This is a genomic window from Blastococcus sp. KM273128, assembly GCF_021698975.1.
Classification (GTDB): domain Bacteria; phylum Actinomycetota; class Actinomycetes; order Mycobacteriales; family Geodermatophilaceae; genus Blastococcus.
This window is the reverse complement of record NZ_SSXA01000051.1, coordinates 1-19,739: the sequence shown is the minus strand read 5'-3', so window position 1 is coordinate 19,739 and position 19,739 is coordinate 1. Positions and strand designations below refer to the sequence as shown.

Annotated in this window: 20 protein-coding genes and 1 riboswitch; of the genes, 8 read left to right on the top strand and 12 right to left on the bottom strand. The window is 75.6% G+C overall.

Annotated elements, in window-relative coordinates:
• Positions 1-7: 7 nt before the first annotated feature.
• Entirely contained in the window at positions 8-916 is a 909-nt protein-coding gene (locus E9529_RS14760) for a short-chain dehydrogenase/reductase (protein WP_236831906.1), read from the bottom strand.
• A gap of 102 nt (positions 917-1,018) precedes the next feature.
• Here E9529_RS14760 and E9529_RS14755 point away from each other — a divergent pair, with 102 nt between their 5' ends.
• From E9529_RS14755 to E9529_RS14745, 3 genes are read left to right on the top strand one after another with little or no spacing between them, the layout of a single operon-like run.
• Positions 1,019-2,545, top strand: coding sequence for an NAD(P)/FAD-dependent oxidoreductase (locus tag E9529_RS14755; protein ID WP_236831905.1), 1,527 nt, complete (start codon positions 1,019-1,021; stop codon positions 2,543-2,545).
• On the top strand, positions 2,542-3,492 hold the full coding sequence (locus E9529_RS14750) for an alpha/beta fold hydrolase (RefSeq protein ID WP_236831904.1): 951 nt from the start codon (positions 2,542-2,544) through the stop codon (positions 3,490-3,492). The genes E9529_RS14755 and E9529_RS14750 overlap by 4 nt, the downstream gene beginning before the upstream one ends.
• A complete protein-coding gene (locus E9529_RS14745; RefSeq protein ID WP_236831903.1) occupies positions 3,489-4,067 on the top strand; it encodes a TetR/AcrR family transcriptional regulator in 579 nt (192 codons plus the stop codon). Before E9529_RS14750 ends, E9529_RS14745 begins: the two co-directional genes overlap by 4 nt.
• Here E9529_RS14745 and E9529_RS14740 read toward each other — a convergent pair.
• The gene (locus E9529_RS14740) at positions 4,064-4,825 is read right to left on the bottom strand and encodes a 1-acyl-sn-glycerol-3-phosphate acyltransferase (protein WP_236831902.1); all 762 of its coding nucleotides are present in this window, start codon (positions 4,823-4,825) and stop codon (positions 4,064-4,066) included. The two genes, E9529_RS14745 and E9529_RS14740, sit on opposite strands and share 4 nt — an antisense overlap.
• Positions 4,826-4,934: 109 nt before the next feature.
• On the opposite strand from E9529_RS14740, the gene E9529_RS14735 reads away from it, so the two are divergent.
• Genes E9529_RS14735 through E9529_RS14725 form a run of 3 tightly spaced genes read left to right on the top strand, consistent with a single transcriptional unit; the run spans position 4,935 to position 7,662 of the window.
• Positions 4,935-5,753: a carboxylesterase gene (locus E9529_RS14735; RefSeq protein WP_236831901.1), complete on the top strand. Its 819-nt coding sequence runs from the start codon at positions 4,935-4,937 to the stop codon at positions 5,751-5,753.
• The gene (locus E9529_RS14730) at positions 5,750-6,430 is read left to right on the top strand and encodes a hypothetical protein (RefSeq protein ID WP_236831900.1); all 681 of its coding nucleotides are present in this window, start codon (positions 5,750-5,752) and stop codon (positions 6,428-6,430) included. Before E9529_RS14735 ends, E9529_RS14730 begins: the two co-directional genes overlap by 4 nt.
• A gap of 2 nt (positions 6,431-6,432) precedes the next feature.
• A complete protein-coding gene (locus E9529_RS14725) occupies positions 6,433-7,662 on the top strand; it encodes a TIGR00300 family protein (protein ID WP_236831899.1) in 1,230 nt (409 codons plus the stop codon).
• Here the strand turns inward: E9529_RS14725 and E9529_RS14720 are convergent, their stop codons facing one another.
• From E9529_RS14720 to E9529_RS14705, 4 genes are read right to left on the bottom strand one after another with little or no spacing between them, the layout of a single operon-like run.
• Complete coding sequence (locus E9529_RS14720) at positions 7,663-8,652, bottom strand: ROK family glucokinase (RefSeq protein WP_236831898.1); 990 nt, start codon at positions 8,650-8,652, stop codon at positions 7,663-7,665.
• Positions 8,649-8,981 (bottom strand): hypothetical protein, encoded by a 333-nt coding sequence (locus E9529_RS14715; protein ID WP_236831897.1) that lies wholly within the window; start codon positions 8,979-8,981, stop codon positions 8,649-8,651. The genes E9529_RS14720 and E9529_RS14715 overlap by 4 nt, the downstream gene beginning before the upstream one ends.
• Positions 8,978-10,126: an ArsA-related P-loop ATPase gene (locus tag E9529_RS14710; protein WP_236831896.1), complete on the bottom strand. Its 1,149-nt coding sequence runs from the start codon at positions 10,124-10,126 to the stop codon at positions 8,978-8,980. Before E9529_RS14710 ends, E9529_RS14715 begins: the two co-directional genes overlap by 4 nt.
• A 3-nt stretch (positions 10,127-10,129) precedes the next feature.
• A complete protein-coding gene (locus tag E9529_RS14705) occupies positions 10,130-10,561 on the bottom strand; it encodes an SRPBCC family protein (RefSeq protein ID WP_236831895.1) in 432 nt (143 codons plus the stop codon).
• A gap of 157 nt (positions 10,562-10,718) precedes the next feature.
• On the opposite strand from E9529_RS14705, the gene E9529_RS14700 reads away from it, so the two are divergent.
• Positions 10,719-12,515, top strand: a complete 1,797-nt coding sequence (locus E9529_RS14700) for a long-chain fatty acid--CoA ligase (protein ID WP_236831894.1) — start codon at positions 10,719-10,721, stop codon at positions 12,513-12,515.
• A gap of 45 nt (positions 12,516-12,560) precedes the next feature.
• Here E9529_RS14700 and E9529_RS22445 read toward each other — a convergent pair whose 3' ends face one another.
• The 3 genes from E9529_RS22445 to E9529_RS14685 are packed head-to-tail and all read right to left on the bottom strand — an operon-like array spanning position 12,561 to position 15,869.
• Positions 12,561-13,685 (bottom strand): glycosyltransferase family 4 protein, encoded by a 1,125-nt coding sequence (locus E9529_RS22445; RefSeq protein WP_236831893.1) that lies wholly within the window; start codon positions 13,683-13,685, stop codon positions 12,561-12,563.
• Positions 13,682-14,947: a M48 family metallopeptidase gene (locus E9529_RS14690; RefSeq protein ID WP_236831892.1), complete on the bottom strand. Its 1,266-nt coding sequence runs from the start codon at positions 14,945-14,947 to the stop codon at positions 13,682-13,684. Before E9529_RS14690 ends, E9529_RS22445 begins: the two co-directional genes overlap by 4 nt.
• A 10-nt stretch (positions 14,948-14,957) precedes the next feature.
• Positions 14,958-15,869 carry a LysR family transcriptional regulator gene (locus E9529_RS14685; RefSeq protein WP_236831891.1) on the bottom strand — a complete coding sequence of 304 codons (912 nt, stop codon included), beginning with the start codon at positions 15,867-15,869 and terminating at the stop codon, positions 14,958-14,960.
• A gap of 70 nt (positions 15,870-15,939) precedes the next feature.
• Here E9529_RS14685 and E9529_RS22775 point away from each other — a divergent pair, with 70 nt between their 5' ends.
• A complete protein-coding gene (locus E9529_RS22775; protein ID WP_236831890.1) occupies positions 15,940-16,917 on the top strand; it encodes a DMT family transporter in 978 nt (325 codons plus the stop codon).
• A 43-nt stretch (positions 16,918-16,960) separates the two neighbouring features.
• On the opposite strand, the gene E9529_RS14675 is transcribed toward E9529_RS22775, so the two are convergent.
• The 3 genes from E9529_RS14675 to E9529_RS14665 form a co-directional block, all read right to left on the bottom strand.
• Positions 16,961-18,034, bottom strand: coding sequence for a C40 family peptidase (locus E9529_RS14675; protein ID WP_236831889.1), 1,074 nt, complete (start codon positions 18,032-18,034; stop codon positions 16,961-16,963).
• A 16-nt stretch (positions 18,035-18,050) separates the two neighbouring features.
• A riboswitch (cyclic di-AMP (ydaO/yuaA leader) is annotated at positions 18,051-18,199 on the bottom strand.
• A gap of 215 nt (positions 18,200-18,414) precedes the next feature.
• On the bottom strand, positions 18,415-18,735 hold the full coding sequence (locus tag E9529_RS14670; RefSeq protein WP_255709167.1) for a hypothetical protein: 321 nt from the start codon (positions 18,733-18,735) through the stop codon (positions 18,415-18,417).
• 85 nt (positions 18,736-18,820) lie between these two features.
• Positions 18,821-19,739: M15 family metallopeptidase (locus tag E9529_RS14665; protein WP_236831888.1), on the bottom strand; the 919-nt coding region annotated here is incomplete at its 5' end.

The window sequence follows — 19,739 nt, the reverse complement described above, 5'->3', positions numbered from 1 at the left end:
GGCCCGGTCAGGCCGCCGGACCGCCCCGGGGCTGCGCCCCGAGCGAGTGGGTGCCGAACTCGCGGCCGCCCAGCGCCGCGATGTCCCGCTCGAGCAGGGGCACCCGCTTCGCGGCGACCGCCGTCGCCACCTTCTCGGCGACGACGCCGGTGACCAACTGGCGCAGGGCGGCGACGGTGCCCACCGAACGCGGCACGAACACCCGGCGGCGCCGCGTCTCCAGGTTCTCCACCAGCGCCTCCGCGCAGGCCTCGACCGACGTGTACGCCCCGAGCGGCCCCGGCAGCTGCCGGCGGGTGGCGGCGAAGGTGGGCAGCGCGGCCTCGGTGTCGCGCACCAGGTCGGTGTCGATCCACGTCGGGTGGGCGCTGGCCACGGTGACGCCGCGGTGGGCGACCTCCAGCCGCAGCGCGTCGCCGAAGCGCTCGACGCCGGCCTTCGACGCGCAGTAGGCGCTCATGCCGGGGAGCACGGTGAACGCCGCCGCGGAGCTGACCAGCAGCACGTGCCCCCGGCGCTCGGCGATCGCCGGCAGGGCCGCGTGCGCGGTCAGCATCGTCCCGATCAGGTTGACCTCGATGGTGCGGGCCAGCGCGTGCGCCGAGCTCGTCATCACCGTGGTGAGCGGCGCGATGCCCGCGTTGGCGACGACGACGTCCAGCCCGCCGAACGTGCCCACCGTGCGCCGCACCGCCGCGGCCAGCGCGTCGGCGTCGGTCACGTCGGCCTCCACCCACAGGTGCTCGGGCCCGAGCTCGTCGGCGACCCGCGCCAACTCCTCCGGTTCCAGGCCGACGAGGGCCACCCGCGCCCCGCGCGCGGCCGCCTTGCGGGCCAGGGCGGCGCCGATGCCCCGCGCGGCACCGGTGATGAGGACCGACCTCCCGGCCAGCGGGGTGCGGTGTCGTGACGCCATCGGGTCGCTCCTCGGCTCGTCGCGCTCCTGTCGAGCACTGCTCAACGGCTGTTGTAGCTTGTTGACCGTTGCTCAGCAAGCCGACGAGAGGAACCGACCGAGGTGACCGACACGCGGACGCACGCCACCGCCTCCGCCGCACCGCGCGAGGTGCGGGTGGCCGTCATCGGATCCGGCTTCGCCGGCCTGGCCACGGGCATCACGCTGCGGCGCCGCGGCGAGACCGACTTCGTCCTGCTCGAGCGGGCCGGGGACGTCGGCGGGACGTGGCGCGACAACACCTACCCCGGCGCGGCGTGCGACGTGCAGTCGCACCTGTACAGCTACTCCTTCGCGCCGAACCCGGACTGGCCCCGCGCCTACTCGGAGCAGCCCGAGATCCAGGCCTACCTCCAGGCCACCGCCGACCGGTTCGGCGTGCGCGGGCACTGCGTCTTCGGGGCCGAGGTGACCGACGCGCGCTGGGACGACGCCGCGCGCCGCTGGGAGGTGCGGACGACGGCCGGCGACTTCCGGGCCCAGGTGCTGGTCTCCGCCGCCGGCGCCCTCGCCGACCCGACCTACCCCGACATCCCGGGCCTGGAGAGCTTCGAGGGCACCGTCATGCACTCGGCGCGCTGGGACTCCTCCCACGACGTCAGCGGCGAGCAGGTCGCCGTCATCGGCACCGGCGCCTCGGCCGTCCAGATCGTGCCGGCGATCCAGCCCAAGGTGGAGAGCATCGCGGTCTACCAGCGCACCCCGCCCTGGGTGGTGCCCCGCACCGACCACCCGGTGAAGCCGTGGGCCCGCCGGCTGTACCGCCTGGTGCCGGGGGTGCAGCGCGCCGTCCGCGGGGCGCTGTACGCGCTGCGCGAGTTCCTGGTGATCGGCATGGCCAAGCGGCGGGCGTTCCTCCGGCCCGTCGGCCGGCTGGCCAGGACCCACCTGCACCGGCAGGTCCGCGACCCCCGGCTGCGGGCCGCGCTGACGCCGGACTACACCATCGGCTGCAAGCGCATCCTGATCAGCAACGACTACTACCCCGCCCTCTGCGCCCCCAACGCCGAGCTGGTGACCGCGGGCATCGCCGAGATCCGGCCGCGCTCGATCGTCACCCGCGACGGCGTCGAGCGGCCCACCGACACGCTCGTGCTGGCCACCGGCTTCCACGTCACCGACCTGCCGATCGCGGAGCGGATCCGCGGCCGCGACGGCCGGTCGCTCGCCGAGGTGTGGGCCGGCGGCATGGTCAGCAACCGCAGCACCACCGTCGCCGGCTTCCCCAACCTCTTCCTGCTGGTCGGCCCCAACGTCGGCGTCGGGCACACCTCGATGGTCTACATGATCGAGTCGCAGGTGGCCTACGTCGACGACGCGCTGCGCACCATGGCGGCCGAGGGCCTCGCCGCCCTGGAGACCACCCCGCAGGCCCAGGAGGCCTACCGCGAGCTCATCGCCCGCAAGTCGCAGGGCACCGTCTGGCTCGGCGGCGGCTGCGCGAGCTGGTACCTCGACGAGCACGGCCACAACACCACGCTCTGGCCGGACTTCACCTTCCGGTTCCGCCGGCTCACCCGGAGCCTGGACCGCGAGAACTACGTCGGCGTCCCCGCCGGCGCGCCCGCCCGCACGGAGGAGGCGGCGTGACCGGCACGCTCCCGCGGACCGTCCGCCGGCGCACCGCGGCGGTCCCCACCTCCGACGGCGCGCGGCTGCACGCCAACGCCGAGGGCAGCGAGCAGGCCCCGGTCACCGTCGTCCTCGCCCACGGCTGGACGCTGTCGCAGGCCGCGTGGGACGACGTCGCCGCGCTGCTGGCCGGCCCGGTGGCCGACGGCGCCCTGCGCCTGGTCCGCTACGACCAGCGCGGCCACGGCCGCTCGACCTGGCCCGACCCGCCGCCGGGGACCCCGGTCTCCATCGACCGGCTCGGCGAGGACCTGGCCGACGTCCTCGACCGGCTGGTGCCCACCGGGCCCGTCGTCCTCGGCGGCCACTCCATGGGCGGCATGACGATCATGTGCCTCGCCGCAGCCCGGCCCGAGCTCTTCGGGGACCGGGTGCGCGGCGTGGCGCTGGTGTCGACGTCGGCCGGCGACCTGGCCTCCGACCCGCGGTCGGCGGGCGGTCGCATGGCCCGGATCCGCCCCGGCGTGCTGACGGCGGCGCTCGCCGGCGCGGCCCTGGTGGAGCGGCTGCGCGGACTGGTGCCGCCGGAGCACCCGCGGCACCGGACGATGGTGCGCGACCTGCTCTACGGCGCCGATGCCACCGACGAGATGGTCCTGGAGGGTGCGCGGATCATGCACGCGTCGACCGTGCGCTCGTTCGTCGAGTTCCTGCCCGCCCTCGGCGACCACGACAAGCGGGCGCAGCTCGACGCGCTCACCCGGGTCCCGGTCGAGGTCTTCGTCGGCGACAGCGACAAGCTGACGCCCGAGCGGCACAGCGCGCGGCTGGCCGAGGCGCTGCCGGGAGCCCGCCTGCACCGGGTGGAGCGGACCGGCCACATGCTGCCCCAGGAGCGCCCCCGGCTGGTCGCCGACGGGCTGCTGCGCCTGGTGGCCGCCGCCGGTGGGCGGGACCTCGCGTGAGCGGCCGCGCCCGCCGGTCGGCGGACGACCGGCGGGCGCAGCTCGTGCAGATCGGCCTGGAGCTGCTGCCCACCACCCCGGTGCAGGAGCTGACCATCGACGAGGTCGCCCGCCGGGCCGGCATCAGCCGCAGCCTGCTGTTCCACTACTTCCCGACCAAGCGGGACTACTACGCCGCCGTGACCCGCGCGGCGGCGGAGCTGCTGTGGGCCCACCTGCTGCCCCGGCCGGGCGCGGCCGGCGAGGGTGCCGGGGGGAACGCCGTCGACGGCATGCTGGACCGCTACGTCGGCTGGGTGGAGACCTTCCGGGAGACCCACCTGGCGTTCGTGCGCGGCGCCGCGGGCGGTGACCCCTGGGTCGCCGAGGTCTACGCGGAGACCCGCGACCGGCTCGTCGAGGTGGGCCTGCGCACGCTGGGTCTGCCGGACGACACCCGCCGCCGTCAGCTGGTCCTCGCGTTCTTCGCCTTCACCGAGGACCTGGTCGCGCAGTGGGTCCTGGAGCCGACGATGCCCCGCGACGAGCTGCTCGCGCTGCTCCGCGACGTCCTGGACCGGCTGCTGCCGCGCTAGCCGGCGAGCGTCGTCGGCGCGCGCTCGGCGGCCTCGGCGACCGGCGGCTGGAGGGTGGCGACGACGTCGTCGGCGCTGGCGCCGGTGGCGTCCATCGACTTCTTCACCGTGGCGCCGTAGACGTCGACGTACTCCTGGCCGGAAAGGGTCATGATCTCGTACATGATCTCGTCGGTGATCGAGCGCTCCACGAAGCGGTCACCGGCGAGGCCCTCGTAGCGGCTGAAGTCCAGCGGCTCGCCGACGCGGACGCACACCTTGAGCAGGCTGCGGCCGAAGGGCAGGCGGCGGGACGTGTAGACCATGGCGACCGGGATGACCGGGACGCCGGTCTCCAGCGCCATCCGGGCCACCCCGATCTTGCCGCGGAACAGCCGACCGTCCGGGGAACGGGTGCCCTCCGGGTAGATCCCGAGGAGCTGGCCGTCGCGGAGGATGCGGATGCCGGTCCGGATCGCGTTCTCGGCCGCCGAGGCGCTGGAGCGGTCGATCGGCACCTGCCCGGCGCCGGCGAAGAAGGCCCGCTGGAGGAAACCCTTGACGCCCGTCCCGGTGAAGTACTCCGCCTTGGCGAGGAAGGTCACCCGGCGCTTGAGCTGGAGCGGCATGAAGATCCAGTCGGCCGCCGACAGGTGGTTGCTCGCCAGGATCGCCGCGCCCGACGCGGGCACGTTCTCGATGCCCTCGACCTTCGGGCGGAAGACCAGCCGCGCCACCGGGCCGATGGCGACGAACTTGAGGAACCAGTAGAACAACACGCCTCCCTCGGGGACTGCCAGACTAGGGAGCCTGGGGCGCCCCTCACAATCCGGGGCCCCACCGCGAGCCAGCCGAGCCGGCACGACGCCGGAGGCCCAGGAGGAGCCCGTGCCCGGATCGACCCCCGTCCCCGAGGTGATGCCGGGCGCCGAACCCTTCGAGTTCCCCGGGGGCGACGGGCCCGAGGGCCGCACCGGGGTGCTGCTCGTCCACGGGTTCACCGGGACGCCGATGAGCATGCGGCCCTGGGGCGAGCACCTCGCGGCGGAGGGATTCGCCGTCCGCTGCCCGCTGCTGCCCGGCCACGGCACCCGCTGGCAGGACTGCAACACCAGCACCCACGACCAGTGGACGACGACGGTGGAGCAGGCCTTCGACGAGCTGGCCGCCCGCTGCGACCGGGTCTTCGTCGCCGGGCTGTCGATGGGCGGGACGCTGGCGACGCGGCTGGCCGAGGTGCGCCCCGACGACGTCGCCGGGCTGCTGCTGGTGAACCCGGCCCTGCTCACCCGGCGGCTGGACGCCAAGCTGCTCCCGCTGCTGGCCCGGGTCACCCCGAGCTGGGCGCCGATCGCCAGCGACATCAAGAAGCCCGGCGTCACCGAGCTCGCCTACCCGCGGCTGCCGCTGCGGGCCATGCTGCAGCTGCGCGGCCTCTGGGCCGCGACCCGCGCCGACCTGGGCCGGGTCACCGCGCCGGTCATCGTCTTCCGCAGCACCGAGGACCACGTCGTGGAACCGGTGAACAGCACCGTCCTGCTCGCCGGGGTGGCGAGCGCCGACACCACCGAGGTCGTGCTGGAGGACAGCTACCACGTGGCCACCCTGGACAACGACGCCCCGCTGGTGTTCGACCGCTCCGCGGAGTGGATCCGCGCCCGCGTGCCCGCCGGCGAGCCCGGCGCCCCCTCGGGCGGACGCCGGTGACCGACCGCCGCGGCCGCGGCCGCCGCGACAACGGCCTGGACGCCGTGCTCTGGAGCCCGGTCCGCGACGTCGACCCGCGGGTGGGCGAGCACCTGCTCGACGTGCTCGAGGCCGCCGGGATCGCCGCCTACCTGGAGCCGGCCGCCGACGTCGCCCCCTACACGCGGTCGGTGGTGTTGCCCAGCCCGCCGTCGGACCGGCTGTTCGTCGACCGTGCGCGCCGCGCCGAGGCGCGGGGGCTGGTGGAGCAGCACGCCGACGACCACCCCGCCGAGCGGCCGGTGACGCGCCGGCCCGCCGGGCGAGACATCGACGAGGACGCCGAGTGGCGGCGCATCGTGGCCGCCTTCGAGGCCGAGCACGGCCGGCCGGTCGCCGACGACCCACCCGCGGACCCGCCGCCCCCGACGCCCTCCGAGGTGCCGGTGCTCGACCGCCCCGATGAGCACTACGAGCCGCCGGCACCCCCGCCGCTGCCCGTCCCGGCCCCCGCGGTGCTCTACGCCCTGCTCCTGGTGCTCGCCGGCATCGTGCTCATCGGCGTCCCCTCGGTGATCGGCCTGTCGGCGGACGCCGGTCTCGTGCTGGGCGTGGCGGTGGTGGCCGGCGGGGCGGCGCTGCTGGTCTCGCGCATGCGCGACCGCTCCGACGACGGCGACGACGGCGCGGTGGTCTGACGATGGCCGCCGCCACCGCGACCGTCACCGTGACCGGCCACCTCGTGGACACCGGCATCCTCGCCCGCATCCTCGACGACGTCCTGGAGTACGGCGGCGACTACCGCATCGAGAGCCTGGACCTCGGCCGGCAGCACGAGGACGAGTCCACGGCGCTGATCCGGATCACCGCCGACGACGCCGAGCGGCTCGAGCGGATCCTCATGCGCGTGCAGGTGCACGGCGCCAACGCCGTCGACCCGGGGACCGCCACCACCCGACCGGCGCCGGCCGACGGCGTCTTCCCCGACGACTTCTACTCGACGACCAACCTGGAGACCCTGGTCCGGCTGGACGGCGAGTGGCTGCGGGTGGGCAACCCGGAGATGGACTGCGGCCTGGTGGTGACCACCGGGGACGGCGGCACCGTCGTGCGCACCGTCCCGGTGAGCGACGTGCGGGCGGGGGACGCGGTCGTCTGCGGGGCGCACGGCGTGCGGGTCGAGCTCCCCGCGCAGGCGCCGCGCGGTGAGGAGGACGACTTCGGGTTCATGTCGTCGGCGGTGTCCAGCGAGAAGCCGCAGGCGCTGCTGGTCCGGCAGATCGCCGAGCGCATGCGCGAGGTCAAGGCCGCCGGGCAGCGGGTGCTGTGGGTGGGTGGCCCGGCCGTGGTGCACACCGGCGCCGCCCCGGCGATGGTGCGGCTGGTCCGCGCCGGCTACGTCGACGTGCTCTTCGCCGGCAACGCGCTGGCCACGCACGACATCGAGTCGGCGCTCTTCGGCACCTCGCTCGGCGTCGACCTCGCCAAGGGGTCCGGGGTGCCGCACGGCCACGAGCACCACATCCGCGCGATCAACACGATCCGGGCGGCCGGCTCGATCCGGGCGGCGGTCGAGGGCGGTGTGCTCACCGGCGGCGTCATGCACGCGCTGGTGGAGGCCGGCAAGCCGTTCGTGCTGGTCGGCTCGGTGCGCGACGACGGGCCGCTGCCCGACGTCTTCACCGACGTGATCGAGGGTCAGCGGGCCATGCGCGCCGAGCTGCACGACGTCGGCTTCGCGATCATGGTGGCGACGATGCTGCACTCCATCGCGACCGGGAACCTGCTGCCGGCGTCCATCCCGCTGGTGTGCGTCGACATCAACCCCGCGACGGTGACCAAGCTGGCCGACCGGGGCAGCGCCCAGGCGATGGGCATCGTCACCGACATCGGCCTGTTCCTCGAGCAGCTGGCCCGCGAGCTGTGCTGATCAGGCCTCTCCCTCGGCGACGGCCCTCCTGACCAGGTCGGCGGCGCCGACGAGGCCGGCCTGCGGGCCGAGCTCGGCGACGACGACGCGCGGCCCGGGCCGGAACCCGCGGCCGGGCAGGGCGCGCTCCAGCCGCTCGCGGGCCGGGCCCAGCACCATCTCGCCGAGCACGCTCACGCCGCCCCCGATCACCACCACCTCGGGGTCCAGCACCGCGGCGAGGTCGGCGATCCCCTGCCCCAGCCAGTAGCCGACCTCGGTGACGAGCTCCAGGGCGAGCGGGTCGCCGTCGTGGGCGGCGCGGGCGACGTGCTCACCGGTGAGCCGGTCGGGCTCGCAGTCGACCCGCTCGAGCAGCAGCGCGGCGGCGGCCGGCGAGGTGCGGGCCACCTCGCGGGCGGTCTGGCCCAGCGCCGTCCCGCTGGCGTACTGCTCCCAGCAGCCGCGGTTGCCGCAGGCGCACAGCCGGCCGTCGGGGACGACGCGCATGTGCCCCCACTCCCCCGCGACGCCGTGCGAGCCGCGCCGCAGCCGACCGTCGAGGACGATCCCGCCGCCGATCCCCGTGCCCAGCGTGATCATCAGCGCCAGGTCGGCGCCGCGAGCGGCGCCGTAGCGGTACTCGGCCCAGGCCGCGGCGTCGGCGTCGTTGCCCACCCAGAGCGGGCGCTGCAGGCGCGCGGCGAGGTCCTTGCGCAGCGTGGAGTTCCGCCACGCCAGGTGCGGGCTGAACAGCACGGTGTCGCCGGTGCGGTCGAACCACCCCGCCGCACCGACGCCGACCCCGACGATCTCGCCCTCGTACCCGCCGGCGAGCTCGTCGACGACGGCGGCGATCGCGTCCTCGGTGTCACCCACCGAGGCTCCCGGCGTCGCCCGCCGGGCGGTGGCGAGGAGCTCGCCGTCGGGCGCGACCAGGCCCCCGGCGACCTTGGTCCCGCCGATGTCGATGCCGAGCGCCGGCAGGGCCGCCACCCCCGGCCCGGTCACGCGATGTCGATCCGCTGGACGGCCGGGCGGCCCGCGGCCTGCTCCCCGGGCTGCGACACCGGCGCCTCCCCGGCGCGGCCCCCCGTCCCCTCGGCGCGCTCCCCCGGCTGCTCGGCGAACGACCGCAGCGCCGTCGCCGCGGTCGTGAGGACGTCGGCCAGCGCGGCGGTCACCTCGGGGCGCTCGCCGCGCAGGACGGCCGCCACCTGGCACACCGGGCACCAGCGGCAGTCGTCGCCACCGTGCTCCCCGGCGTCCGGCCCCGCTCCTGATCGGACGGCGTCGAACAGGCGGCGGGCCTGCTCGGCCCAGTCGGCACCGCTGGTCATCTGGTCCTCTCCTCGGCCGCCAGGAGGTCGGCCGGCCACTGCTGCGGATCCGGGCGGAAGCTGATCTCGAGGTGCGCGGCGGCGGTGCCGGGGGCGTGCAGCCGGCCCCCGGTCACCTGGCACCGGCGCAGCAACGAGTCCAGGCGCAGCGAACGACGATCCTCCCCCACCGACACCACGAGGTCATCGCCCCACCGGGTCACCCCGACCTCCGCGCGGTCGGCGAAGGGCAGCGGCACGGCCAGCCGCCACCCACCCTCGCCCCTCTCGGGCGCGGGCGGCACCGGCCCGCCGGCGGTGGGGAGGTCGAGCCCGTCGAGCAGCGCGGCGGCGCCGGCCAGGTCCGCCGGCGGCGTCGCGAGCTCGGGCACCTCGTGCACCGGCGCCACGTCCGCGAGGCCGCTCCGGGCGGCGTCCTGCTCGGCGGCGCGGGCGCGCCACCACTCCCCCGGGCCGCCGTCGGGCAGCACCCGGGCGAGCACCGCGTCGATCCGGAGCCCGTGCAGGCCGAGGACCGTCGCCGCACGCCGCGCGGCGGGGACGGCGGCCCGCTGGGCCCCCGTGGTCACCCAGACCGCCGTCCCGGTGGCGACGGCGAGCCGGTCGCTGCCGAGCAGCCGCTCCACGGCGGGCAGGGCGTCGAGCACGGTGTCCAGGGGTCCCCGGCGGGCGGCCCCCGCCGCCACCGTCGCCGTCCGGACGGCGGCCAGCGCGCGGACCGTCGGCGGCAACGCCTGGTCCAGCCACCAGCGCAGCGCACCGGGCAGCGCGACCAGCGCCAGCCCGTCCGCCAGCGGGCCGGCGTCGACGACCACCAGGTCGGCGTCCGCCGAGGCCAGCGCCGCGAGGAGCGCGAGCTCCGCGGCCCCGGGCACGGGCACCACCGAGGTCGCCGGCGGCAGGTCCAGGTGCGGCAGCAGACCGGCCAGGGCGTCGGCGTGGGTGGCCCACACCCCCTCGACCGCGCGGCGGCCGTCCACCTGCCGGACGCGCAGGCCCGGCACCTCGTCGAGGCCGGCCAGGGCGGCCGGCCGGCGGGACAGCAGCAGCGTGCTCCGGCCCTCCCGGGCGGCGCGCCCAGCCGCGGCCGCGGCCACCGTCGAGGACCCCGCACCGCCGGGGCCGGTGACCAGGAGCGTGCGCACGGCTCAGCCCTCGACGCGCTTCTTGAGCTCCTTGAGCGCGGTGTCGAGGATGACCTTCTCCGCCTTGCGCTTGATCATGCCGAGCATCGGGATGGAGAGATCGATGGTGATCGAGTAGGTGACCTCGGTGCGGCCGCCGGTCTCGACGAGGGTGTAGGAGCCCTCCTGCCGCTTCTGCATCTGGCCCTTGACCAGGCTCCAGGAGACGCGGCGGTCGGCGTCCCAGGTGTACTCGAGCACGTAGTCGTCCTTCACCGCGCCGGCGTCGAGCACGAAGTGCACGCGGCGGGCCCGCCCGTCCGCGCCGGTCTCGAGCACCTCGACCTTCTTGGCGGCGGCGACCCACTGGGGGTAGGACGGGAAGTCGGCGATCACCGCCATGACCTCGGCCGCAGGCGCCTCGACGACGATCGACTGGGTGGACTGGTCGGCCATGGGCAGCAGGCTAGCCGCTCGCCCCCCGGCCGGCCCCGCGCACCACGGCACTGCGCTACTGCCCGGTAGCCCGAGCCGCTAGATTGGCCCGGACGTCCCCGCACCGGGGCCCCGGGCGACGGAGCCCGGCGGGCGGTCGGGGAGGAGAGGACCGGGCGTGCGCGAGTTCAGCGTTCCTGCAACCCACGAGGTGGGCCCCGACGAGGCGCTCACCGACATGCTGGCGGCCAACGTGGCCGGCCACGGTGACGAGGTCGGCCTCCGCCGCCGGGTGGACGGCCGCTGGACCGACGTGACCTGGCGGCAGTTCGGCGAGGAGGTCCGCGGCGTCGCCAAGGGTCTGATCGCCGCGGGGGTGGCCGCGGGCGACCGCGTCGCGCTGCAGGCGAAGACCCGCTACGAGTGGACCGTCCTCGACTACGCGATCTGGACCGCCGGCGCCGTCGTGGTGCCGATCTACGAGACCTCCAGCGCCGACCAGGTGGCCTGGATCCTCTCCGACTCCGGCGCCACCGCCGCCGTCGTCGAGCGCGACGAGCACGCCGCCGCCATCGAGTCCGTCCGCGACCAGGCCCCCGAGCTCAAGACCGTCTTCGTCATCGAGGACGGCGCGGTGGAGCAGCTGACCGCCACGGGCGCCGACGTGCCCGACAGCGAGCTGGACGCCCGCCGGGCGACGCTGCGCGCCGACAGCCTCGCCACGCTGATCTACACCAGCGGCACCACCGGCCGCCCCAAGGGCTGCGAGCTGACGCACGGCAACTTCCTGTTCGAGATCGGCAACGGCATCACGCTGCTCGACCGGTTCATGAACGTGCAGGGGTCGCTGCTGCTGTTCATCCCGCTGGCGCACGTACTGGCCCGCGTCCTGCAGGTCGGCGCCATCAAGAACCGCACGGTCATCGGCCACACGCCGGACGTGAAGAACCTCGTCGAGGACCTGGGCGAGTTCAAGCCCACGTTCGTCCTGGCCGTCCCGCGGGTCTTCGAGAAGGTGTTCAACTCGGCCAAGGCAAAGGCCGAGGGCGACGGCAAGGGCAAGATCTTCGACCGGGCCGCGCAGGTGGCGATCGACTGGTCGCGCGCGCAGGACACCGGTGGCCCGGGGCTGGGGCTGCGGGTGCAGCACGCGCTGTTCGACAAGCTGGTCTACGGCAAGCTGCGCGCCGCCCTCGGCGGGCGCTGCCTGGGCGCCATCTCCGGCGGCGCGCCCCTCGGCGAGCGGCTCGGCCACTTCTTCCGCGGCATCGGGGTCACCGTCTTCGAGGGCTACGGCCTCACCGAGACCACCGCGGCGGCCTCGGTCAACCACGACGACGCGATCCGCATCGGCACCGTCGGCCGCCCGCTGCCGGGGGTCGCCTTCTCGGTCGCCGAGGACGGCGAGCTGCTCATCCGCGGCGGCATCGTGATGCGCGGCTACTGGAGGAACGAGGAGGCCACCCGCGAGGCGATCGACGCCGACGGCTGGTTCCGCACCGGTGACCTCGGCGAGATCGACGACCAGGGCTTCGTCCGCATCACCGGCCGCAAGAAGGAGATCCTGGTGACCGCGGGCGGCAAGAACGTCGCCCCCGCGGTGCTCGAGGACCGGCTGCGGGCGCACCGCCTGGTGAGCCAGTGCATCGTCGTCGGTGACCAGCGGCCCTACATCGCCGCGCTGGTGACCCTCGACGAGGAGGCGCTGCCGCAGTGGCTGGAGTCCAGGGGCAAGGACACCGGCCTCACCGCCGCGCAGCTGCGCGAGGACCCCGACGTGCTCGCCGAGCTCGGCGCCGCGGTCGAGGAGGCGAACAAGGCGGTGTCGCAGGCCGAGGCGATCAAGAAGTTCACGGTGCTGGCGACCGACTTCACCGAGGACAACGGGATGCTGACGCCGAGCCTGAAGCTCAAGCGCAACGTCGTGATGAAGGAGTTCGGCTCCGACGTCGAGGCGCTCTACTCGCGCTCGTAGGAGCACCCCTCGCCGAGGCCCGCCGCGCACCCCGCGCGGCGGGCCTCAGTGCGTCGTGAGGAGCTCGTCGAAGGTCGCGGCGATCGACGTCCACGACCAGCGCTGCTCGACCCAGGCGCGGCCGGCCGCGCCCATGGCCCGCGCCCGCCCGGGGTCGTCGAGCAGGCCGCTGACCGCGGCCGCCACCGCCGCCGGCGAGCGCGGGTCGACCACGTGCCCGGTGACGCCGTCCCGCACCGCCTCGGGCGCCCCGCCGGAGGTGCCCGCCACGACCGGGCGGCCGCAGGCGGCGGCCTCGAGGAAGACCATGCCCAGCCCCTCGACGTCCAGCCCTGCCCGTCGGGTGCGGCACGGCATGGCGAAGACGTCGCCGGCGGCGTAGTGGGCGGGCAGCTCGGCGTGGTCCACCGGGCCGGTGAGGACGACGGAGCCCGCCAGCCCTCGATCGGCGACCGCGCGGCGCAGCTTCGCCTCGTCCGGCCCGCCGCCGACCAGCAGCAACCGCGCGGAGGGGTGGCGGGCCAGCACCTGCGGCCACCCCGCGACCAGCACGTCCTGCCCCTTGCGGGCGACCAGCCGGGAGACGCAGACGACGACCGGCGCGTCCCCCAGGCCGTGGCGCTCGCGCACCGCCGCCCCGTCGACGTGCGGGGTGAACCGGTCGACGTCGACCCCCGGTGAGAGCTGGGCCAGCCGGGTGCGCCCGCCCAGCGGCGGCTCCAGGAGCGTGCGCGTGTACTCGCTGATGTAGGTGAGCACGTCCAGGCCGGAGGCGATCCGCTGCATCACCTGCCTGCTCCCCGGCAGCGCCACCCAGCCGGTCTCGTGGCCGTGCGTGGCGCCGACCAGGTGCCGCACCCCGGCCGCGCGCAGCGTGGGTGCGAGCAACCCCAGCGGCGCCGCCGCACCGAAGAAGGCGGTGTCGCAGCCGTACCGCCCCACGAGGTCCACGGCCGCGCGCGCCGTGGCGCGGGTGGGGAGGAGCATGCCGGTCGGCCGGCGGACCACCGGGTACGGCAGGGCGGCGTCGTGCTCGGCGGAGCCCGGGGAGTCCGAGGCCAGCACGACCAGGGAGTCCGGGGGCCGCCGGTCCAGCAGCGCCGCGACGAACGTCTGGATGCCACCCTGCCGCGGCGGGAAGTCGTTGGTGACGACGAGAGTGCGCTTCACGGGCCCTCCAGCCGGGCCCAGTCCGCGGCCATCGCGAGGCGTTGCGCGGTCGTCGGGTGGCTGCCGAAGTACCAGTGCCAGGCCGCCGGGGGGTCGGGGTCGCCGAGGTTGGTGCGGGCCAGCCGCTGCTGCATGTCGACGAACGCCTCCGGGTCGCGGGTGAGCTCGAGGGCGTGCAGGTCGGCGCGCTGCTCGATCTGCCGCGACACCAGGTTCTGCACCGGTGTGGCGACCAGCCCGCCGGCGGAGACGAGCAGGAGCAGCAGCGGCACGACCCGGGGGTCGCCGGGGCCCGCGGCGCCGGCCCGGCGGAGCAGCGGTGTCCAGGTCAGCAGCCAGCCGAGCAGCGCCGTGGCCGCGCCGGCGCCCAGGGCGCCCATGAGCGTGCCGGTGAGCACGTCGTCGGTGGCGACGTGCCCGAGCTCGTGGGCGACGATGGACTCGATCTCGTCGTCGGGCAGCTCCCCGAGCAGGGTGTCGTACACGACGATCCGCCGGGTGGAACCGAACCCGGAGACGTAGGCGTTCAGCGCGGTCGTGCGCCGGGAGGCGTCAGAGACCAGCACGTCCTGGACCGGGGTGCCGCTCTCCTCGGCGAGGGCGAGCAGATCGCTGCGGAGCTCTCCCGCCGGCAACCGCTCGAAGGTGTTGAACGCCGGTTCGATGACCACCGGGTACAGGAACGACCCCACGACCACCAGGCCGGTCGCGGCCGCCCCGGCCCACGCCCACCAGGTGCGCGGGGCACGGCGGACGAGCCAGAGCAGGGCGAGGACCACCACCGCGGTCAGCGCCGCGCTGATGGCGAGGGAGACCGCGACGTCGCGCAGCCAGAGCCACCAGCTCCGGGTGGAGAGGCCGTAGTCCCGGCGGACCGACTCCGCGTAGGCCGAGATCGGCAGGGTGACCAGGCGCCCGAGCAGCAGCAGGACGGGCACCGCCACCAGCACCTGGACCGGCCACCGGTTGCCGACCCGCGCCCCCACGGCCCGCACGAGGCGGGCACCGAGCGGGGTGAGCCCGAGCACCGCCGAGACCGCCAGGCCCAGCACGAGGGAGAGCAGCGACGCCGGCCGCAGCGCGCCCGCGAACGCCTCGGCGCGGGCGATCCGCTCGGGCTCCAGCCCGGCGGTCGGATCGGGCTCGGTGTACCCGCCGGGGGGCTCCGGCAGGACGGTCCACGGGGTCCGCACCGCGATGACCACGACGACGGCGATCCCCAGGAGGGCCGCCGTCACCAGGGCGACCCGGCGAGCGCTCACCCGGCCGATCCTAGGTGGGCCCCTCTCCCGCCCGGCGTCCCGCCGGGCCGGGGACGGACCGCCCCCGGTCCGTCGCGTACTCCGCCCGGACCAGCTGCAGGAGCTCGTCCAGCCCCGTCGGCGGGCTGTCGGCCCACCAGGCCAGCCACACGGGCACGCGGGGCGCGTCGCGGACCACCCGGTAGGCGACGCCGGGGCGCGGGTGCTGCTTCACCGTCGCCTCGGCCGTGATGCCCATCGCCTGGCCCGCGGCGATGACGGTGAGCCACTCGTCGACACCGCGGACGGGACGCGTGCCGGCCGGCGACGCCGGCGGAGACCACAGCTTGCCGGTGGTGGTCCCGGTCAGGGTGTCGACGGCGACGGTCCGGCCGGCGAAGTCGGGCAACGCCAGGGTGCGCCGTCGGGCGAGCGGGTCGTCGGCGGCGACGGCGGCGTACCGACGCTCTGTCCCGAGCAACGCGCACCCCAGCCGGTGATCGGTCAGGGGACGGCGGAGCACGCTCACGTCGGCCAGCCCCTCGGTGAGCCCCGCGCTCGGTGTGTTGGACTGCACGAACACGAGCGTCGATCCGGGGTGGGAACTCGACCAGCGCCGCTGCACCGCGGTGGTGTGCCTCCCCAGCGCGGCCCAGGCGTACCCGACCCGTACGTCGGCTCGGGTCTCGTCAGCGGCACGCTGGATCGCGGCCACCTCCTCGAGCACCCGCCGCGCGTGGGGCAGCACGCGGCTCCCGACCACCGTCAGCGACACCTCCCGGGTGGTGCGCTGGAGCACCCGCGCACCGATGTCCCGCTCCAGTGCTGCCACGGACCGGGACACCGATGCCTGCGACGTGCCCAGCAGGTCGGCGGCACCGGTGAAGGTGCCGGCGTCCACGACGGCGACCAGCGCGCGCAGTTGCCGTACTCCCGGAGTCATGCGCCCACCGTATGACCGGGTGCGTGTCCGGCATTTCCCCCGCACGCCCGGTGTGCCGATACTCCGGCAGGTGACCGCACCCTCCCGGGAGTCCGCCGCGCCCGTCCGGCCCGCACCCCGGCACCCGCTCGCCGGTGGCGTGGCGACCATGCTCGGCAGCGCGCTGAGCAACCAGGTCGGTGCCGCGCTCGGGGCCCACGCCTTCGGCGCGATCGGGCCCCCCGGCGTCGTCGCCGTGCGCCAGGTGGTGGCCGCGGCGGTCCTGCTCCCGGTCGCCCGGCCACCGCTGCGGCGGATGACGTGGGCCCAGTGGTGGCCGGTCCTGCTGCTCGCCGCGGTGTTCGGCTGCATGAACCTGGCGCTGTACACGGCGATCGAGCGCATCGGGCTCGGGCTGGCGGTGACGCTGGAGTTCCTGGGACCGCTCGCGGTCGCGCTGGCCGGGTCGCGCTCCCGGTGGGATCTGCTCATCGCCTGCGGTGCGGCCGGCGGGGTCTACGTCCTGATCATGCCAGGGCCCGCCAGCGACCACCTGGGCGTCGGGCTCGGGCTGGCCGCCGCCGCGTGCTGGGCGGCCTACATCCTCCTGAACCGCGTCGCCGGACGGCGCCTGCCCGGGCTCCAGGCCCCCGCGCTGGGAACCGCCCTGTGCGCCCTCGCCTTCCTCCCCGTGCTGGTACCCATGGCGGTGGACGGCGCGCTCACCGGCGCGGCGCTCGGCTACGCCGTGGCGGCGGGCGTGCTGTCGTCGGTGGTGCCCTACGCCGCGGACCTGACGGCCCTGCGCGTCGTCCCGCCTCGCTTCTTCGGCGTCTTCATGAGCGTGCACCCGGTGCTTGCGGCGCTCGTCGGCATCGCCCTGCTGGGCCAGGGGCTGCGGGATCACGAGTGGGCGGGCATCGCGCTCATCGTCCTGTCCAACGCCGCTGCCGTCTCGGTGACCCGGCCGCGCTCCGCGGTGGAGGACCTGCCGCACCGGCCGCCCGCGGTCGTCGGCGATGCACCTCCGCCCAGCCGGTCCCTCCCGGGAGATGACGAGGGCCGGTGACCCCCGGAGGGACCACCGGCCCTCGTGGCACCGGGTGGGACGCTCAGCCCACGATCCGCCGGGCGCCGTTGTAGCTGCCCATCGAATCCACGCTCGCCACCTTCACCGGCTGACCGGAGGTCGAGGCGTGCACCATCTGGCCGTTGCCGATGTACATGCCGACGTGGCTGACCGGGCTGTAGAAGAACACCAGGTCACCGGGCTGCAGCTGGCTGCGCGAGACGGGCGTGCCCATCTGGCTCTGCGACCGGCTGGAGTGCGGCAGCGTGACACCCGCCGCCGCGTAGGCGTACGAGGTCAGGCCCGAGCAGTCGAACGCGTTCGGCCCACCGGCGCCCCACACGTAGGGGTCCCCGATCTGGGCGAGCGCGGTGTTCACCGCCACCTGGGCGGCCGAGCTCGGCGCGGCGACGGCGGCCGGCGCGGGCAGGGCGGCGCCACCGTGCGCCTGGGCCACCTGCTCCTGCTGCGGCGCGGTGAGCGCCTCGTAGCGGCGCTGGTAGTCCGCGATCTTCGCCTCGAGCTCGTCCTGCTGGACGGCGATCTGCGCCACCGTGCGCTCGGCGTCGGCGGCGGCCTCCTCGGCGGCGTCGCGCGACCGCTCGGCGTCCGCCGCGGCGCGCGAGACCTCGGCGAGCACCGCGTTCGTGTGCCCGGCGATGGCGTCGAGGGTGCCGAGCTGGTCGACGAGCTGCTCGGCCGAGTCGCTGGTCAGCAGGACGTCGAGCTGGGTCATGCCGCTGCCGGTGTAGGCGCTGCGGGCCAGCCGGCGGATGTGCCCGTCGAGGGAGCCGATCCGGACCTCCGCCTCGGCGGCGGCCGCGCCGGCGGCCTCCACCTCGTCCTGGTGGCGGGCGAGGACGACACGCGCCTCGTTGAGCTGCTCGGAGACGACCTCGAGCTCGTGGCTGGCCTCCGCCACCTGGGCGGCGACCTCGTCGGCCGTGCCGGGGACGGCGGACGCCGTGCCCGGGAGGACGGTGACGGTCACGGCCGCGACGGCGGTGACCAGGAAACCCGTGCGCACCGGGCCGAGACGGCGGGTGCGGGAGGTGCCCGGCCCGACGGTCCGGAGCGGTTCGGGGGCGTGCGTCAGCAGTGCGTGAGGGGTCGCCACGAGCGGCGGCTCTCCATTTCTTCCTCTGCGACCGCCGACCGGGTTAGCTGACGGGTTCGGGCTGGGAAGACTGGCCCTATCCCCCGCGCGCCGGCGGACCGGCTGCGGGAGAACTCACCCCAGGAGTGCGGTGGGTCCCCGGTACACCGTGGGCGCCAGTGGTGCGCGCCCGGCGGTGATTAGGCGGTGTCCGGTCGAGGCCACCCATCGACGGATGACGACCACCCGGCCGGACGGCGAGAACCCTAACGACCGTGATGCGGCCGTGACAAATGGTGGTGGGAGAAACGCCTGTGACGAGGACCCCCAGGTCAGGGGCGCGCCTCCCCGCCGGACCCCCTGACGCTGAGTAGCGGGCGCGGTCGCCACCGCCCCCGGGCTCACCCGGTGCGCCGGCCCCGGGACCGGCCGCCGCCGTGACCGCCGGCGCCGTCGGGGTGCCGCAGCGGGGGCACCAGACCGCCCTCGGCGAGCGCCCGCACGGCCCGCCGTTCCACCTCGTCGAACTCCACCACCACGCCGGGCGGCGGGACGACGACGTCCTCCGCGGCCGGGGCCGGGCCGCCGCGGGTGCGCCCCGTCATGGGCACGACGACCGGGTCGACCCCCTGCCATCCGGGTGGGGCCCCGAGCAGCACGGTCACCACGCAGTCGGCGCAGCCGGTCCCGCGGGCGGTGCAGGTGTCGCAGTCGATGAGCATGGCGTTCTCTCCTCCGTGAGTCGCTGCGCACGCTAGGAGGGGGCACCGACATTTCCGGTCGCGGCGCCGGCGCGGCCGGGCGGGCTCAGTTGCCCGCGTACTCCCAGTGCCACGGCTCCTCACGCCCGTTGCCGGGATCGGCCCAGGTGGGGTGGAGGAAGCCGAAGCGGCCGGCGTTGGCCACCATCCAGGCGTACTGGGGCGTGCCGAAGGACTGGATGCCGCCGCACAGGTCCACCGCGAGCCCCCAGCCGTGGTTGCTGGTGCCCGGGACCGCCGCCAGTGCCGGCTTCTCCCCGTACAGCTTCACCTGGCCGGCGTAGGTCCGGTAGGAGTCGGTGATGCACAGCGGGCGCCCGAAGTCCTCGGCGTAGGCCGCCGCCATGGCCCGGTAGGCCGCCGCGGCGTCGCACCGCAGCGTGTGCCCGCCGACGCCCAGGGGGCACATCGCGCTGGGCGGGATCAGGCCGTTCGGGTAGCCGCCCCAGGCCCGGCCGCCGTCGTAGCTGGGCGGGTAGACGGTGTTGCCGCACTCGGTCCGCAGCGCCCCGCCGGACGGCTCCGGGACGGCGACGGGTGGCCGCCCACCCAGGACCGGGCGGCCCACGCCGAGCACCTGGTCGCCCGGCAGCGTCCGCACCACGACCGCGCCGGCCCGGGCGTCGGCGGCGAGCATCGTCCGCTGGTCCAGCGCGAGCCCCACGTGCCCCAGCCCGGCCTCCGGGGAGCCGAGGAACACCAGGTCCCCGGGGAGCACGTCGGCGGTGGCGACGGAGACCGTGCGCGCGAACAACTCGCCCTGGGTCGCCGGGAGGGGGACCCCGCTCCGGCCGTAGACGGCCTGCACGAGGGAGCCGCAATCCCAGGAGTCCGGCCCCGCGGTCCCCGGCGCGTAGGGCTGGCCCAGGGCCTCCATCGCCGCACCGACCGCCGCCAGCGTCTCCGCGGGCAGCACGAGCAGCGAGGTGGGCCGGCCGGGCAGCTGGGCCACGCCCCGCTGGGCC

Bases quoted from the DNA above. Each gene is read 5' to 3' on its own strand.
- E9529_RS14760 (WP_236831906.1), bottom strand. From the start codon at position 916: ATGGCGTCACGACACCGCACCCCGCTGGCCGGGAGGTCGGTCCTCATC.
- E9529_RS14725 (WP_236831899.1), top strand. From the start codon at position 6,433: ATGGCCGCCGCCACCGCGACCGTCACCGTGACCGGCCACCTCGTGGAC.
- E9529_RS14715 (WP_236831897.1), bottom strand. From the start codon at position 8,981: ATGACCAGCGGTGCCGACTGGGCCGAGCAGGCCCGCCGCCTGTTCGAC.
- E9529_RS14705 (WP_236831895.1), bottom strand. From the start codon at position 10,561: ATGGCCGACCAGTCCACCCAGTCGATCGTCGTCGAGGCGCCTGCGGCC.
- E9529_RS14685 (WP_236831891.1), bottom strand. From the start codon at position 15,869: ATGACTCCGGGAGTACGGCAACTGCGCGCGCTGGTCGCCGTCGTGGAC.
- E9529_RS14670 (WP_255709167.1), bottom strand. From the start codon at position 18,735: ATGCTCATCGACTGCGACACCTGCACCGCCCGCGGGACCGGCTGCGCC.